At 55.9% G+C, this 15,434-nt stretch carries 16 protein-coding genes and 1 pseudogene; 8 read left to right on the forward strand and 9 right to left on the reverse strand.

All coding sequences use genetic code 11. The features are described 5' to 3' along the window. Positions 1-102: 102 nt before the first annotated feature. The 3 genes from B0G80_RS48220 (at position 103) to B0G80_RS45410 (ending at position 3,394) form a co-directional block, all read left to right on the forward strand. A complete protein-coding gene (locus tag B0G80_RS48220; RefSeq protein ID WP_408969427.1) occupies positions 103-1,275 on the forward strand; it encodes a TniQ family protein in 1,173 nt (390 codons plus the stop codon). 144 nt (positions 1,276-1,419) lie between these two features. Next, complete coding sequence (locus B0G80_RS48225) at positions 1,420-3,174, forward strand: TnsD family Tn7-like transposition protein (RefSeq protein ID WP_116120906.1); 1,755 nt, start codon at positions 1,420-1,422, stop codon at positions 3,172-3,174. Between the two features lie 31 nt (positions 3,175-3,205). Continuing rightward, a complete protein-coding gene (locus tag B0G80_RS45410; protein ID WP_147309920.1) occupies positions 3,206-3,394 on the forward strand; it encodes a hypothetical protein in 189 nt (62 codons plus the stop codon). Between the two features lie 446 nt (positions 3,395-3,840). Here B0G80_RS45410 and B0G80_RS26485 read toward each other — a convergent pair whose 3' ends face one another. Then, positions 3,841-4,524, reverse strand: coding sequence for an HD domain-containing protein (locus tag B0G80_RS26485; RefSeq protein WP_116120907.1), 684 nt, complete (start codon positions 4,522-4,524; stop codon positions 3,841-3,843). 625 nt (positions 4,525-5,149) lie between these two features. Here B0G80_RS26485 and B0G80_RS26490 point away from each other — a divergent pair. After that, positions 5,150-5,374 (forward strand): UTRA domain-containing protein, encoded by a 225-nt coding sequence (locus B0G80_RS26490; protein WP_258879226.1) that lies wholly within the window; start codon positions 5,150-5,152, stop codon positions 5,372-5,374. Positions 5,375-5,418: 44 nt separating this feature from the next. Here the strand turns inward: B0G80_RS26490 and B0G80_RS26495 are convergent, their stop codons facing one another. The 3 genes and pseudogenes from B0G80_RS26495 to B0G80_RS48230 form a co-directional block, all read right to left on the reverse strand. Next, positions 5,419-6,441 (reverse strand): IS3 family transposase, encoded by a 1,023-nt coding sequence (locus B0G80_RS26495; protein ID WP_116120909.1) that lies wholly within the window; start codon positions 6,439-6,441, stop codon positions 5,419-5,421. Between the two features lie 23 nt (positions 6,442-6,464). After that, complete coding sequence (locus tag B0G80_RS47245; protein WP_258879046.1) at positions 6,465-6,818, reverse strand: hypothetical protein; 354 nt, start codon at positions 6,816-6,818, stop codon at positions 6,465-6,467. Positions 6,819-6,839: 21 nt separating this feature from the next. After that, a pseudogene (locus B0G80_RS48230) lies at positions 6,840-7,301 on the reverse strand (transposase); the annotation flags it as partial. Between B0G80_RS48230 and B0G80_RS26510 the strand changes: the two are divergent. The 3 genes from B0G80_RS26510 to B0G80_RS26520 all read left to right on the forward strand — a co-directional run bounded on the left by B0G80_RS26510 (position 7,276) and on the right by B0G80_RS26520 (position 9,886). Next, a complete protein-coding gene (locus B0G80_RS26510) occupies positions 7,276-7,920 on the forward strand; it encodes an HD domain-containing protein (protein ID WP_116120911.1) in 645 nt (214 codons plus the stop codon). The pseudogene B0G80_RS48230 and the gene B0G80_RS26510 sit on opposite strands and share 26 nt — an antisense overlap. Before the next feature lie 168 nt (positions 7,921-8,088). Then, on the forward strand, positions 8,089-9,051 hold the full coding sequence (locus B0G80_RS26515) for a LysR family transcriptional regulator (RefSeq protein ID WP_116120913.1): 963 nt from the start codon (positions 8,089-8,091) through the stop codon (positions 9,049-9,051). Positions 9,052-9,178: 127 nt separating this feature from the next. Next, a complete protein-coding gene (locus tag B0G80_RS26520) occupies positions 9,179-9,886 on the forward strand; it encodes a nitroreductase (RefSeq protein WP_116120915.1) in 708 nt (235 codons plus the stop codon). A 100-nt stretch (positions 9,887-9,986) separates the two neighbouring features. On the opposite strand, the gene B0G80_RS26525 is transcribed toward B0G80_RS26520, so the two are convergent. From B0G80_RS26525 to B0G80_RS26545, 5 genes are all read right to left on the reverse strand, one after another. After that, complete coding sequence (locus B0G80_RS26525) at positions 9,987-10,538, reverse strand: DUF4863 family protein (protein ID WP_116123722.1); 552 nt, start codon at positions 10,536-10,538, stop codon at positions 9,987-9,989. 169 nt (positions 10,539-10,707) lie between these two features. Further along, complete coding sequence (locus B0G80_RS26530) at positions 10,708-11,634, reverse strand: LysR family transcriptional regulator (protein ID WP_116120916.1); 927 nt, start codon at positions 11,632-11,634, stop codon at positions 10,708-10,710. 150 nt (positions 11,635-11,784) lie between these two features. Next, on the reverse strand, positions 11,785-12,777 hold the full coding sequence (locus B0G80_RS26535) for a CynX/NimT family MFS transporter (protein ID WP_116120918.1): 993 nt from the start codon (positions 12,775-12,777) through the stop codon (positions 11,785-11,787). A 52-nt stretch (positions 12,778-12,829) separates the two neighbouring features. Beyond that, a complete protein-coding gene (locus B0G80_RS26540; RefSeq protein ID WP_116120920.1) occupies positions 12,830-13,366 on the reverse strand; it encodes a carboxymuconolactone decarboxylase family protein in 537 nt (178 codons plus the stop codon). Between the two features lie 112 nt (positions 13,367-13,478). Continuing rightward, positions 13,479-14,576: an MBL fold metallo-hydrolase gene (locus B0G80_RS26545; protein WP_258879047.1), complete on the reverse strand. Its 1,098-nt coding sequence runs from the start codon at positions 14,574-14,576 to the stop codon at positions 13,479-13,481. Between the two features lie 266 nt (positions 14,577-14,842). Between B0G80_RS26545 and B0G80_RS26550 the strand changes: the two genes are divergently transcribed. Further along, on the forward strand, positions 14,843-15,241 hold the full coding sequence (locus B0G80_RS26550; RefSeq protein ID WP_116120923.1) for a RidA family protein: 399 nt from the start codon (positions 14,843-14,845) through the stop codon (positions 15,239-15,241). Positions 15,242-15,434: the final 193 nt, after the last annotated feature.

The raw sequence follows: 15,434 nt of genomic DNA on the forward strand, positions 1-15,434 counted from the left end.
TGAGAATTCGTTCGCTGGAAGCGGGAAAAGAAGAGCGTGCCCGCTTCCGTTATTCAAGTTTGGATAGAAGGAAGAAATCTCATGGCAATAGCTCTTCTCCCCATGTGCGAAGGAGAAACGATCGGTAGCAACTTAGGGCGATACGCAGATTTCGTTGGTCTTCATACTACCTTAAGGCTTAGACGAAGACTATTTGGTCATGCCTGTAGGCCCTATACAAAGCTCCCAAGTGGGATTCTACATCTCGCAGAGGAAACTTGCGACTATTGGGGGTTGCAGGCAGAAAAGATTATTTTGGAGCATACCGAATTCAACTACGCAACCTTAACTTTGCCGGAGGCTCAAAAACTCACGCTATTCTCAAATATGCTTTCCCAACCGGCAGGAAGATGCTTCCGTAGGAGCGCATGCGGTTGGGTCGGAGAGCGTGCTTCAAGGTTTCGATATTGCGAGCATTGCCTATCAGAGTGGAGGAGGAAACGAGTATGCCCCTATCGGATTTTGTGTCATCAGCTACCTGGAGTGTATCTTTGCTATCTACATTCGAACATTCTTAAAGGGGTGAAGAAGCAATTTTCGGAAGATATTACTGACCAAACGTTGACGGCGTTGAGATCGAAGGATGATGAACAGATCTTGATAACCACTTCAATTGAACACAAAGATGCGATTGAGGACGTTGCGAAACGAAGTGCTCGGTACCTGAGAGGGGTGGATAGGCTTCCATCGTTGACGTCTTTTCGGGATTTGCTGCGAGAGGCCGGCCTAGTGCGGTCTAGCGGTGAGACAGACCATCGAGGTTTGATCGAAAGCATGCTGACGCATTTCGGTGCCGAGTACTGCTGGCTTGCCGGATTAACCGGGCAAAAAATGAATGCTTGGTCGCGGAACATCGCGGATGTTAGGAGCACGTGCGAGCCATCTCATGCATTTATGTTCATCGCGGCCGAGTCAGTACTGTATCGGCGGTCTGCGTCACCGGGATCGTTTGTACCTTCGATACGGAAAGGTATTCGAGACAAGGAGGGGGCGCAGTTTTCCCAAGCAGAGATCGAGTGCCTTAGAACCCGCTGGCACTCTATTGTTCGGAGTGCCCGCCCGGACAAACGCATCACCGCAGCTTATCGGATCGATTCAAAGCTATATAGGACTTTGTCGCGATACGATCACTTATGGTTTATGGCATACAACCGTGACAATCGAACGCCACCCGGGCGTTCGTTGTACGTACCTCAAGGCATAAAAAACAGTGCATCGAATCCGGGAGGCGATTGATGCATCGGATTGAATCTTGGTTTCAATATGTGATTGCAGAAACGCTAGGGCAGGGTCACAAGTTTTGGCCGATTTGCCGCGGAATATCAACCACGTGTTCTTTGCAGACCATGTCCAGAAGGATTCTTTTGCGGGAGTTCTACGATGGCTATTTCACTATTTCCGCTTAACGAAGGCGAGACACTCGAAAGCAATTTTTCGCGTTATGCGTGTTATATGAATCTCAAATCCACGTCCAGCCTATGGCGACGCCTTTTTGGTCATCAATGCCGTTCGGGAACGAGACTGCCGTGCGGCATCTCCAATCTCGTACTACAGACTCGGGATTATTGGGGCCTTAAGGCAGATCAGATAATTGAGATGGCTACCGAATTCAACTACATTGCGATGATGGTGTCACCCGAGATACGGGCGAGAATGCGGGAGACCATGCGAAATCCTCGAGAGGCCGGCGCGTTGCGATTAGCTTTCCCGTTCAAGAGTAGATGCGACGTTGGCGTTCGGTATTGCGATGCATGCTTGAGCGATTGGCGTCGTGCGGGGGTAGCACCGTATTTGAAAATTAGTCATCAGTTGCCTGGGTCCTATTATTGCGAGATTCATCTTCGTTTGTTGAAAGCGGGAAGCTTTTCACCCGTATCGACGGCTTTGATGGAGATAACAGCAGCCGAAGAGAAGGCAATAAAAAAAATCTCAATCGATAATGCGCAGCAACTCGCAAGTGGAAGCAATAGGGAGAGGGCTCACTACGTCAGGTTAGTGCACGACGCAGGGTATATCACGCCTGACGGTCGCTTGCGGTCCACTGAACTGATACGCGACTGGCTAGCATTCTTTGGTCCCGCATACTGCCGGCTCACTGCAATACATGAAAGTAAGATACTGTGGTGGTGGAAGTTTGTCTCAACGGATTCGATTAAGCTTACTTTCCCTCACCCGTTTATTTTCTTAGCTGCCGACGTGTTATTCGAGGCTCACGGTAAGTTCGCTGGGCCGCACTTGCCCACCAGATCGCAAAGTATGCCAGCTGCCAACCAACCAACGATGCCGGAGTGTAGCGGATTACTGCACAGAGATTCGGATTCATTCGGTGCCGCAACTCGTGTTCGGCGCTCGGGGAGATGGATAGTGAAGTGCACGTGTGGGATTAGTTACAAGACGTCTCCTGACGCCAGCGTCTGCGGTGAGCGGATGGTGCCATACGCATATGGAGATCGCTATCGAGAGCATCTCCACGGGTTATTAGCTGCGGGCTGCACCAGGCTAGGTGCAGCTCGAGAAATCGGGATCGGGGAAAGCACTGCGGCCAACTGGATTCGAGCCAAGGTGTTCGCGAGAATGCCCGAAAAGGCAAGGGCGAAGAAGATTTCTCGCTCCGAGATTGAAGCGCTAAGGCGGAAATGGCAGAAATTGGTCCGCGACGCGCCACCAGATCGCCGAATAAGTTCAGCATATCTCGCTGGAACAACCATTTGGAATGCGTTGGCATTCCATGATCATGCATGGTTGATGGGATTTAACCATGCTCATAGATCTCCGAATCGTAGTAGGGTTCCGCCAAAGAATAATCCGTGCGAAAACGACATTGTTCGCTTGCACGAAATTCGTGACGAACAACTCCGCGTCGAGCCACCGGTTCGGATCAGTGGTAGCGGTATTCTTCGAGCAGCAGATCTTCGGGAAGCGGTGAGAAGTAACAAAAAGTGGTCGAGCTTATTACAAGAGCTCGCTGAATCTCGATCAGCGTACTTCGAACGCGTACTCGAATGGCTTGGTCGCGTTGCGCCGTCGGACCGGCCTCGTAACATTGCGGAGTTTGCGACGCTTACGCATCTATCATGGCACGCACTCACGGGGCAGCAACGAACGCGAGTTCGAGGTTGCTTTCGTGTACGTTGAACCATATCTATAATGATGCCGCAGCCTTACCGTGCTGCTGTTCGGCACAGCGATTTTGAACACCAACCAGTCTGAGGCAAAATTAGAGCTCGCCCCAGTTGATCAGATTGCGATCCCTCCGCTTGCAGGCGTGCAATGGATAGAGCAGTGCGAGCTGTTGCTAACCACACTGCGTTTTCCGGCCGGGATGCAAAGAAGCTGGAACCGACGCGTAGGTTGAGTCGTGAAGACTGCCAGCTGCCGGTCACACGGTGAGCTGCGGCCTGATTTCAGGGACAAACTTGATGGAGGAGTAGCTCGAGATCTTCTGGTAGGTGACCACAGAGGCTGTGCTGCAAATAGGTGGTGTGGTTGAAATGTTGAGCATAGATATGGATACCTTACCGATTGGACAGGACCGCATTCCAGACGGAGGGCACAGCAGTATCCCTGAGCCCGAGATCACAGAGGTCGAATTGCCCCTTGCGAATGCGATGCATCAGCTCGATACACGGAAATCGTGTTCGCAGCACTCCCGAACCGTTTGAAACCGGACGTCACGTTCGTCCTGGATTTGATTCAGACATTGCGCCCTTGCTTGCAGCGGATCCGCTTCGCGGACAGCCGCTGCAACCGCGAGTTTACTCATCGACGCTTGCGCAGGCAAACAGATCGCAGCCTGTGTATTCAACCATGCTTATGTGCCGGATCGTTGCAAGTGCACGCGTAATTCGAGTCGTTCCACGCATTTCCAAGAATGATGCTGCAGAAGTTCTTGCGACGGAAACCCACATCCTTCAGCGCAAGAACGTCGTCGTTGACAGTGCCAAATGTCGAGTCCGGCCGGTGCTGCATTCCATCGTTGAAAGCGGTGATAATCTGCTCCTTGAAGTTCTCCCCTCGAGGGTGAGCTGCAACCACCACCTTGCGTTGTTCCTCGGTGAACTCGTCATATGCAAAGCCGAGCACGTCCATCTCAACGCCTGCCGTGACCAGTTGGACAACCGGTTTCTTGAACGGCGGAATACCCGGCGTGGTATGTAACGCAATCGCGTCCCACACGAGGTCGACATCTCCTTCGGGAATACCGTGGCCCTCAAGGAAGCTGCGCGCTGCATTCGCGCTGTCCACCTCGAAGCGGTTCTGGGACGCACGGAATTTCTCGGTGAGCCCCATGTCGTGGAACATTGCGCCAATGTACAGAAGCTCCGGGTCATACTTCAACCGCTTGCGCTCACCGGTGAGAGCGCCGAAAAGAAACACGCGAGTGGAGTGATGGAAAAGCAGGTCCGACTCCGTGTCGCGAACGAGTTCGGTGGCAGCACGCGCCAATTTGCTGTCGGGGACTTTGATTCCTGCGATCGTCGTCATGTTCGTTGCTCCAATATCTGCCTGGTCGAACCGCGCGTCTTAGGAGCGGCTCAGCAAGCTATGTTGAGAATCAGGACATTCCTGTCCCGGAGTCTGGATTGCCAGTCTTTCACGGTGTTGGTCCAGCTGGTGTGTCTATCGCCGCGTACTTCGTCAAAGGAAAACCACAAGCCAAGTATCGGACGGCGACAGCCGACTTTCAATTGGATTGATGCTCGGAAGACGGCCAACAGAACGGTGTTTTCTGCCAAGGCTGGTGAGCACAGGCCTGGCCAGCTTGCAAGCAGGACGAAGTCCAGCACCGCTCGGCTCATTGAGGACGCAGCACGCGGTCACGCTGCATGAGACAGTTTTGCTATTCATCGTGAGTTGCATGCTGTGCATTCCGGCGTTGACGATTGATCGCTTGTGAGCAGTTGGACCAAGTGGCATTTTGAGCGCCGCGAACTCCACTCGCAAGCGCCAACTACCTGGCTGCTCGCGGTGGTCTTCATCCGCTTTTGTCTATCGATCTACGCGCGCGCTGACTGTATTAGCGGAATTGCATTGAGCCGCGCTTTGCCGGCTGGTTTGCTGCTCCTTAGCCGTTATCGCGCACGCGATAGCAGTCCCAGCTAGTGTACGGATCGGCCATGCCGATCTGTCGATCCGGTCCATGCTGGCTAGCGACGTTGTTGCGATGGCGCTGGGCGTGGAATCGAGTAGCGCGTCGCTCGGGATCGAGCGGCTCGTATATGGCCGCGACGGTGCGCCGGTTTTATTTGAGGCGCTGAGTTATCGTGGTGATGCGTTTCGACCAGTCGAGGGTGGAGCGTATAGCGCGGTAGGGGAGCGGAGATTTTCAAGCTAGTTGTCGCCTCAACGAATAAATTTCAGGTGGCCTTTCTCTCCTGGCTAGGGCGGTGTGGGGCGACACGCTGGTTGTCCATGCGGCCCGGGTTCAGATGCACGGCATCTACACGCTGCCAGTTGCGCGTGCGGCGTTTCCATCGAAGCGGATTGCGCTGCCGGGCGCTCTCGTAAAGCGTCGCGCGTCGGTCCAGGATGTCCTTGGTCGAGATTTGCATGGCGCTGCGCCGGCGTCACGAACCGGATCGCACTGTGACGATGTTCGGGGTTGTACCAGCTCACCAGTACGCCCACCCAGGCGCGTGCGGCAATCAGGGTGTCGAACGGCTTGAGTGGATAAGCAGGCCGGTACTTCAGGGTCTTGAACAGCGACTCGGAATAAGGGTTGTTGTTGCTTACGTCCGGACGACTCAACGACGGCATGACACCCAGCACCTGGAAGGTGGCGAGCATCGTCGCGCCTTTCATCGGGCCGCCGTTATCCGAATGCAGAATCACCTGATCGGACTGTATCGCTTCGCGTGCGCAAAGGTCCCGGAGGACTTCGCTGGCCAGCGCGCTGCTTTGCTCCGCATAGGCCTGCCAGCCGACGATCTTGCGGCCGAACACATCCAGAAACAGGTAGAGATAAAAATACTGTCCACGGATCGTCGTCGGCAAATACGTGATGTCCCAGGAATACAACTTGTTCGGCGCGTCGGCGCAAACCGAACGGGGTTTGCTGCGAGCATGGGCCGGCCGTTCGCTGCGCCGGTGGGCGAGTTGCTTCTCGGCCTTCAGTACCCGGTAGAACGTCGATTCGGAGGCGATATAGCGTTGCTGGTCTGCCAGTCGCGGCACGATCTGGCTTGGCGGCAGATGACCGAATTCGGGCGAGTTCGCGAGCGCCAGCAACTCGGCGCGTTCGTCGGCAGAAAGCTTGTGGCGCGGCTCATGGTGCCGTAACGAGCGCCCGTACACCGCGTCAGGTTCGCCGCGTTGCCGGCGTTGAACGGTCCGGGCACTGAGCCCCAGAATGTTGCCCGCGGGTGCCTGGCGAGCCCCGGCCAGGGTCGCCTCCCTGATCAGACCCGATCAATGTCTTGCGCTCTTCAGGGGCTGTCATTCGGCCTCGCCCTCGAACAGCGCACGGTACTTTTTTGCAGCACCAGCACCAGCACCAGCACCAGCACCAGCACCAGCACCAGCACCAGCACCAGCAGCGCTGCCGCTTCAGCCAGCGCCTTCTCCTTGCGTTTCAACTCGCGCTGCAGCTGGACATTGGCCTGTTTCAGATCCCGTGCCTCCTGCGCGTTCTCGCGCCGGCTGCCGGTCCCACTGGCACAGAAGTCTGCTCGCCATTGCACGAGATGATGCGCAAACAGGCCGCGCTCCCGACACCAGCCGTTCAATGCTTCGCCCACCAGCCCGTGACTCTCCTGCAAGGTCATCAGACGCTCTTCCATCGACCAGTCTTCCGGACGTCTTGCGTCTGCGGAGCTCGAGCTCCGGTTCGCGGCGGCGGCGCCTGTCATCCATTTCCTCAATGTCAATACGTTCACGTTCAATTCGTCAGCCACCGCTCCAACTGTGCGGCTGCCGCGCTGCACGACCTTCGACAGCGCCTGCTCCTTGAACTCAACAGAATACGTTTGTTTCGCCTTCAACCTGCACCTCTGACTCTTCCTGATAACAAAGTTCAGAAGCGACAAGTAGTCTGACGCCGGGGGGAGTGTCGCTGTCATCCCAGGTAAGCCGGCCACGTCCCCATGGTACGGCCCGATTCTCCAATCCTGGTACTGTCTGCCGACATGAAATGAGCGTAGTCTTTCAAGACCCCGCATGTATGAATGCGGCAGGCCAGCGCAATCGCCTGGTATCCCTGACTCACGCTGCATCGACCAGATCAAGGAAGACAGAACCATGTCAATGAACGGAATTTCCAGCATACAGATCCCGGACAGTAAATTGGCGCGCGAAGTGACCGAACTGATCCGCGATACGGAAAGCGAACTCCTTTTCCACCACTCCGCGCGCGTCTATTTTTGGGGCGCGTTTCTCGGGCAACAACGTCGTCTGGTGTTCGATCCGGAACTGCTGTATGTCGCGGCCATGTTCCACGACATTGGCCTGACGTCGACCTATAGTGAGAGCCAGCTTCGCTTCGAGGTGGATGGAGCAAACGCCGCGCGTGACTTTTTGCGCAGCCATCATATTGCCGAAAGCGATGTCGATAAGGTTTGGGCCGCTGTCGCTCTCCACACGACTCCCGGCATTCCCGAGCATATGCATGCCGAGATCGCGCTGGTTCAGGCGGGCGCGGGTATGGATGTGGCAGGACGAGGTTTCGAACAGTTTAGCGACTCGCAACGTGAGGCAGTGGTTGCCGCCTATCCACGCGAATCCGATTTCGCCAACAGGATGATCGACACATTCAATGACGGGATGAAGCATCGTCCGGCGACCACGTTTGGCACCTTCAACGACGACTTTCTCGCCTATAAAGACCCGGACTTCAAGCGGGTGAACTTATGTAGTGTCATTCTGAATTCGAATTGGGAACGCTGAGCTTTCCGCTTCATGCTCAGGCGCGCCGGTGGCGAATACCCGCGACGGCCCGACAAGAGATGTTAAAAGGCCGGTGTATCCTCTGAAGAATGTGCTTTGGAAGAGAAACCACATGCCCCGCCACGCAGGTCACCATAAACTGGAAGACGCCCGCGCCGAGTGGTCGCGATGAGCAATCTGGATTTGAATCTGCTGCGGGTCTTCGACGCCATTCTTCGCGAACGGAACGTACTTCGCGCGAGTGAGGCGATTCACCTGAGTCCGTCGGCGGTAAGTCACGCATTGTCGCGGCTGCGAGCATTTTTCAACGACGAACTGTTCGTGCGAACCGCAACGGGCATGGAACCGACGGCCCGCGCGCTGGAGATGGCGCCGCTCGTGCGGGACGCTCTCGTCACCATCGAGCGTGCGGTTGGGCCGAAGCAGTTCAATCCTAGCAGCACTGACCGGCATTTCTGCATCGCCGCGACCGACTACATGACCGCTGTCGTGCTACCGCATTTCTTTCGGGCCACGACAATTGCGGCGCCGCTTGCAAGCTTCACGGTGCTGCCCGCGAGCAGAATCGACCTGACCACGCAGATCGACGTCGGCCGCATAGAGATTGCGCTGGGTTCTTTTTCCAACGTTCCGCCAAGGCTTCGCGAACAGACGCTGTTCGAAGAGCGGGACATGCTGGCCATTGCCACCAACCATCCGTTGGCTGGGAGCAGGATCGGTATGGAACAGCTCGCCGGCTTGCCTCTGTTGGTGGTGTCGACCGGGGGTTCGGAAGATGGCCTCCTGTCCGAGCGCGGACTGACCCGGCGAACCGAAATGTTCGACCGCGCAGCCTTGATGGGTGCTTTTGATACGCTCGGCAAACGGCCAAACTTCAGGTTAGTCCAGCCTCATTCTCTCGCCATTCCGAGCCTGATTGCGGGCACGCAAACGGCCGCGATCGTGCCTGCGTCTCTCGCAAGGGTGTTCAGCGAAGCGGGCACTGCGCATGCCGGGGAGTTGCCATGGCACGCTCCCGCGCGCGCAGTACAAATGATCTGGCACGAACGGGACGACCAGGATCCGGGAAGCGTATGGTTGCGCACAACGCTTGCCGAGGCTGCGCGGAACGTGGCCCCAGTCAGTGGATAGCCGCCCGGCAGGAAGCGTCTGCATTCAACTGCACCACATGCATTTTCACTTTACGGAAATTGCACTTCTTGGGTGGCGACGTGCCGTGTAGCCTGTTAGTCAATCCATTGACCGCAAGGCTATCCAGATGATTACCGAGGAAATTGAAGCGCCGCAGACCGTCACCGAGCTGGAAAAGATCATGATGAGCCGATTCGCCAACCGGTTCTATTTGAACCGTGAGGTCGATCGCGAAACTATCGCTGGCATTCTCGCTTCCGCCCGTTACGCGGCCACCGGCGCGAACGTACAGCCGTGGCGCGTCTATGTCACCGCAGGTGACGCGAAAAAGCAGTTGATCGACGCGATCAGTACCGCACATGCAGACGCACCGGGCGAGCACTCTTCGGAATATCGTTACCTGCCTGATCCTTTGCCGGAACCGTTCGCGTCGCGCCGACGCGAGTTCGGCTCGGTGTTTTTTGGTTCGCTGGGCATTGGAGTTGAAGACGTTGCTGCACGCGCGGCGAATACGGCACGAAACTGCCGCTTCTTCGATGCGCCTGTAGCGCTGATCTTTACGATCGACCGGCGTCTTGAGAAAGGAAGCTGGCTGGATCTGGGAATGTTTATCCAGAACATCATGCTCGCCGCAAAAGCGCGTGGACTCGACACCTGCACGCAAGAGTTTCTATCCCGTTACCACGCTGTTATTCGCGAGAACCTTCCTCTCGATAGCGAGGAACTGGTTGTCTGCACAATGGCGATAGGCTTCGGCGATCCGGAGTGGGCCAAGCGCCGCCCGCAAATGCCGAAAGCTGGGCTCGAAGAATTTGCCTCGTTCCACGGACTTTAATGCTTTAAGGGGACGTCGAGACTTTAATCGTCGATGTCCCGTTCGAACGATGAACGCATTAGCGAGCCTCTCAGGAGGCTCGCGGTTTTTGTACCGTACGTTAGTGGAGAGGTGGTTCGATGTCGTAGGCAATACGGCCCGAGGGCAGGAAGAACAGTGCGATCACCGCTCCGCCTTTGACTTCCGGATAATGGTGACTTCCCGGCGCGGGCGCCGTCCAGCCTCCATAACACCATCCATTCGGACCCGCGAGTGTGGCGCCTGTATCAATTGGCACGACGAGATTGAATTCGCCGTACGGATGCGAATGGTAGTCACCGCGAAACGAGCCTTCGGGATTGCTTTGCGCGTTATCGCTGCTGTCCATCAGCACCGCAGTGATGCTGAAATAGAAGGTTTCCGCATTGGGTTCAACGAGCCGCGCGCGCCGATACTTCGGGCCAGCAATTTCGACGTTCGCTGCCCAGCCTTCCTCCACGCCATGCGTGATGAGTCGGGCAAGATCCGAATAGAGCACGCTGTCGACACCGTATTTCGTGTTGAGCCACTGCTCGACTTCCGCACTGGTGGTCAGGTCTTTGACTTCTTCGAGAAAGGGCAGACAACGCGCGACAAGCTGGCCTTTAGTACTTGACGTGAGGGATTTTGACATATCGCGTTCCCGGATAATGTAGTGATGTTGCATACCGTCGTGACGACGTGCTTGCCCTTCGATGGGCTGGTAGGAAACATCAAGATGCCATATCTGGAATCTTCGAAGAAGCGCAACGTTTGCACCAGCGAAATGCAACTCGTGCATTGTGCGAACTGATAACCCGGCTTTATCGCCGACTTGCCAGCGGGTGGATCACCGCTGTCGGCATCAGGTCCGCAATCGTTTTTCGCAGCCACACATTGCCGGCGTCACGATGAACGCGACCGTGCCAGTATTGGTGCACCGTATAGGCCGGTAAGACGTATGGAACGTCCATATGCCGGATCGACTCGCGCGATTGCATGGCGAGCGCGTAGTAGCGCGGCACGGTCGCAACGAGCTCGGTTTCGGCTACGATCTGCGCGACCGCGAGAAAGCTCGGCACGCGCAATGCAACATGACGACCAATACCGGCGCAGGTGAGTGCGGCTTCGAGCATTGCCATATGCCCGGTGCCGTGAGTAGAGACCTCGACATGTCTCTCTTCACAATAGGCCGCTTTGCTAAGGCGTTTGCCGATGCGAGGATGGGAGACACTCACGATACATTGGAAGTCCTGTTGGAATAAAGCCTGTTGATAGAAACCGGCCTCCAGTTGAGGCATGTGGCCCACCGCCAGGTCCAACGCGGCGTCTTCCAGCCGCCGCGGTGAGTCCGAGTTGATTTTTTCGGTTTCGATTCGAATGCCTGGGGCGCGTGATTGCAAGTAATTGAGCAGGCGCGGAAGCAGCGATATTTCACCCAGGTCGGTCATGCACAATCTGAAAACCCGCTGCGCACTGGCCGGATCGAAGCAGGCCGAGCCGGTTCTTGCCATTTCGAGATTCTCCCGCACCTGATGGAGCACCGGCTGCAATTCGTCCGCGCGCGGCGTTGGCAGCATGCCGCGTGAAGTTCGAACAAAAAGCGGGTCGCTGTAATAGGTACGCAGACGACTGAGTGCAGTGCTTGCGGCACCTTGCGTCATGCCGAGTTTGTCGGCTGCACGAGTGACGCTGAGGGTCGAATAGATCTCGTCGAAGACTGCTATCCATTCCAGATCGATCGATGCCATGCGCGGCTCCGTGTGAAATCGAAGTTTTCGGCAGATTGTAGGGTGTCGCGCGCTTGTCCATCAGTGTTCTCTTCGAGCGGGTGCGGCGCGAGAAACGGAGTCAGGACAAGCATGACGAGTGCGACGACAAGCGCCAGCCAGACTGATACGTTAAAAGAGCCGGTCAGATAAGAACAGAAAGTTGTCGCATGCGAGGAACAACGCGATCAGCCATGCCTTGCGGTTGATAACCGGCAGTGGTGCGGCCCGGGCCGGTTTTGCCACGTTTGCTGCGTTTGCCACGGGACGTCTGTTTGTCCGTGTTTCCCGACGGAAGATCGCCAGCCCCGCAAGCACCGCGATCAGCGCAACGATTGCCCAGACACCGGTTCCTACACGCCAGCCGTTCGTGCCGGCCCACTCGGCTACCGGCCCTGTCGCAGCCGCGGAAAGCGCGCTGCTGAGAGCGAGCGACATGACGAAGAGACTCATCATTACCGCAAGCCGGTTCGGGAATCGGGACTTGATCATGCCGCCGAACAGTGTTCCCGCGACCGCGATTCCCGCGCCGACGCCAATGGTGGTCAATAGAAGCGCCGCGATGTTCGACGTGAAAGGGCGCACTGCCATCGAAATGAAGAGTGTCACCAGGGAGACCAGCAACACCTCGTTCGTTCCATAACGTGCGGCGAGCCATGTTGCAGGCATCGCGAGTAGTCCCAGCATCATGATCGGCACAGTGGCCAGCAGGGACGCCATCGCGTGAGAAAGGGAGAATTCCCGGCTAATCAATGGCAATACCGGACCAATCGATGCGATGCCGGGCCGAAGCGCCATGGCAACCACGACCATCAGTATGGCGAAGTGTGCGGTGCCGGTGGATTGATCGGCAACATCGGACGATCCATACGCGTGCGCCCGCGTTCTGGTGGCGACTTTGTCCGCGGTTTGCATGTTTACTTCCTCTTTCAGAACCTGGAGTAGCCGGATATAGGAAGCATGCTCGAATCGATTAACCACGTCCAAGACCGGTTTGTAATTCGATCTATTGGCGAAGTCGATACTTGCGGCAATCTTGAGACGCAATTGAAAATCCCAGCGCGAACGCAGCGAAGCGCTGCTCTGCTCGTACGGAAAATTGCCTATCGAGACGAGTCCGAGCAAGCGCTTGCCACACTCGCGCTGGGAGAGAGATAGTCGCTACTGCGAGTCTCGATTAATCCGCAGCAGGGAAGTCGAGCACAGTGTCGTTGATGCGGTTGAACAGGTTCGTAAAGGCGATACTCGCGATGGCGAGCGTAACATCGACGATCTGCGTATCCGTCACACCGGCCTGTTTAACCGCGTCAACCACATCAACCGGAACCGTGCCGCTGGTGGTGAGCAGGTAATGCGTGAAGCTGGCTAGTGCGTCATTGCGGGCGTCGCCTGACGGTTGCACGTTGCGTATCGCCAGAATTGCTTCGCGGCTCATGCCGACTTTCTTGCCCATTAGCGTGTGGGCGGCAAGACAATAGTCGCAACCGGTGGTCTGGCTGACAACGAGCTTGACGACCTCGATATTCATTGGGCTGAGACTGCTCTTTTTGAGCGACGTTTCGAGGTTCAGTACGGCTTCGAGAGCAACCGGGCTATTGCCACCAATGCCGACATATGAATTAGGAACCTTGCCCATGGCGTTCTTGACGATAGTGAAAAGTTCAGCCGCGTGACCTGTTGCTTCGGTCAAGGCGATGGTAGGAAGGCGAGTCATGATAATTTCCTGCACGTTATACGAGTGTTGAAGAAAGCGGGTCGAGAAAGTCCACCGCGGCGACGTGCACGGGTAGATTTCGAATTGAACAGATGGCGTTAGTGTTTTTTCGTTATTGCAATCCGGCATAGACCATTCGCGTGAATTGGTCGCCGTTGAAAACGAAATTGCCCCATTTGGCGTCGAACGCAGCGGTTGGCTTGGCAGCGACAATCTCATCCAGCGATTTTCCCTGCTGCTTCAACGCGGCAACGTTGTCGCGCACCGTAACCAGCATGTCGCGAAATTCGATTAGCTGCGCCCGATTACCCACTGGGCCATGGCCGGGAATCAAAATCGTATGATCGGTGGAGTAGGCGACGGCTTTGTTGGCCCATTTGATCGCGCCATTGATGCTGCCGCCGTCCTCGTTGTCGATATACGGATAGATGCCGTTCCAGAAGGTGTCGCCCAGTGCCAGCACGTCAGCATCCTTGAAATAGACCCAAAGATCTCCATCGGTATGACCGCCGCCGAAATTTCGAACTTCAATCGTTTCGCCTGAAAAGGAGAACGTCTTTTCCGTGTCGACCAGCAGTGTCGGACGCGCTGCGGGCGTCACCGGGTCGAAAGTCCAGTTCCACGCGTCGACATGCGTCGTTTCGGTCAGATGCTTGAGCGTATTTTTGTGCGCGACGATTGTTGCACCCGCCAGATGCATCCATTCGTTCCCGTCGGTATGGTCCCAATGCCAGTGAGTGTTGACGACATACTTCAGTGGCCCGGGACTGAGCCGATTGACTGCAGTCTGCAGTTTTTCCTTTGACTTGCTGATACCGGCGTCGACCAGGAATTTCCCCTTATTTCCGGAGAGAACGGTGATGTTTCCACCGGATCCCATGATGACAGCGATGTTGCCCCGCAGCGGTTGCACCACGAGATCTGAATCGGCTCGGCGCAAATATCGCGCACCGGCGCCAGTGTGAAAGTAATCGTCTTTTGAAACCTCTCTGCCTGGCGGAGGTTGCGAAGCCGATTCTGCGCGGGCTGCCGGGGAAACGTACAGCACAGCAGATGAAACAATGAGCGAACACAGGAGTGCCGGTGTCGCACGCCGCTCGATCAACGTGCGTATCCAGGTAAGCACAGTCATTTTTATTGCCTCTTCATGTTCAATAATGATCGATTTATTATGGGTCAACGAGACGACGTTAGTGTCACGTTGTGACATGTATTGCTGCCAGAGTGACGTCGTTTCCTGCCAGAAGAGAGTCGTGTTTTCCCGGTAGGACGTGGGGATTCTGAACCTGTGTTACTCGATACTCGCCGGATATAGTTCCATACCCAATTGGTGTTGGACGCATGCTTCGCGCTTCCCATATGCTGCCCACTCGTATCGCTGCGATACGAATTCACATCTTCAGCCCTTTTCAAAGCCGCGAGGCAACGCACGACGTTGCCCGCATCCAAACGCTCGTAATAGCGAGGAGACACCCAATGAGTGATCGAAAAGCCATCGTTCCGGCAGGTATGGAAGCCGTATATGAAAAAATCCGTTATGCCCCTGCAGTCAAGGTCGGCAACACAGTTTATGTTTCCGGTCAGATAGGTCGAAATGCAGCCATGCAACTGGTGGAAGATCGCGAGGAGCAGATCGTGCAGGCCTTCGAAAACCTCAAGCTCGTGCTGGACGCCGCAGGCGCTTCTTTGAACGATGTAGTTGACCTGACCACGTTTCATACCGACACGCGCGATTTGCCATTGTTCATGCGAATCCGTGATCAATATCTCACAGCCGATCCTTTGCCGGCGTGGACAGCCGTCGGTGCGCATATGCTTGGCGGAGCACCAGGCTATATCGTCGAAATCAAGGCTGTGGCAGTGCTGCCGTCCTGAAGCCATGTTCATGTGTGCGGTTTCACTGCACACGTGGAGACATACTTGTCGCCATAACTCGATGCTTGATTGAAGCGCATTGTCGATGCGAGGGTTCGACGCGCCCGCGATATGCCCATAGTCGCGAGTCCATTCCTGCCCGATACCGCGCACATGTCCCCGTGATATCGAAATTTTCGATACAGCGTATTGC

It is taken from the genome of Paraburkholderia sp. BL6669N2 (assembly GCF_003387275.1).
In the GTDB taxonomy this organism is placed as follows: Bacteria; Pseudomonadota; Gammaproteobacteria; order Burkholderiales; family Burkholderiaceae; genus Paraburkholderia.

What these genes read in the sequence shown, in the direction of transcription:
- B0G80_RS48220 (WP_408969427.1), top strand. Translation starts at nt 103, where the DNA reads ATGTGCGAAGGAGAAACGATCGGTAGCAACTTAGGGCGATACGCAGAT.
- B0G80_RS48225 (WP_116120906.1), top strand. Translation starts at nt 1,420, where the DNA reads ATGGCTATTTCACTATTTCCGCTTAACGAAGGCGAGACACTCGAAAGC.
- B0G80_RS26485 (WP_116120907.1), bottom strand. Translation starts at nt 4,524, where the DNA reads ATGACGACGATCGCAGGAATCAAAGTCCCCGACAGCAAATTGGCGCGT.
- B0G80_RS47245 (WP_258879046.1), bottom strand. Translation starts at nt 6,818, where the DNA reads ATGGAAGAGCGTCTGATGACCTTGCAGGAGAGTCACGGGCTGGTGGGC.
- B0G80_RS26510 (WP_116120911.1), top strand. Translation starts at nt 7,276, where the DNA reads ATGTCAATGAACGGAATTTCCAGCATACAGATCCCGGACAGTAAATTG.
- B0G80_RS26515 (WP_116120913.1), top strand. Translation starts at nt 8,089, where the DNA reads ATGAGCAATCTGGATTTGAATCTGCTGCGGGTCTTCGACGCCATTCTT.
- B0G80_RS26520 (WP_116120915.1), top strand. Translation starts at nt 9,179, where the DNA reads ATGATTACCGAGGAAATTGAAGCGCCGCAGACCGTCACCGAGCTGGAA.
- B0G80_RS26525 (WP_116123722.1), bottom strand. Translation starts at nt 10,538, where the DNA reads ATGTCAAAATCCCTCACGTCAAGTACTAAAGGCCAGCTTGTCGCGCGT.
- B0G80_RS26530 (WP_116120916.1), bottom strand. Translation starts at nt 11,634, where the DNA reads ATGGCATCGATCGATCTGGAATGGATAGCAGTCTTCGACGAGATCTAT.
- B0G80_RS26540 (WP_116120920.1), bottom strand. Translation starts at nt 13,366, where the DNA reads ATGACTCGCCTTCCTACCATCGCCTTGACCGAAGCAACAGGTCACGCG.
- B0G80_RS26545 (WP_258879047.1), bottom strand. Translation starts at nt 14,576, where the DNA reads ATGTCACAACGTGACACTAACGTCGTCTCGTTGACCCATAATAAATCG.
- B0G80_RS26550 (WP_116120923.1), top strand. Translation starts at nt 14,843, where the DNA reads ATGAGTGATCGAAAAGCCATCGTTCCGGCAGGTATGGAAGCCGTATAT.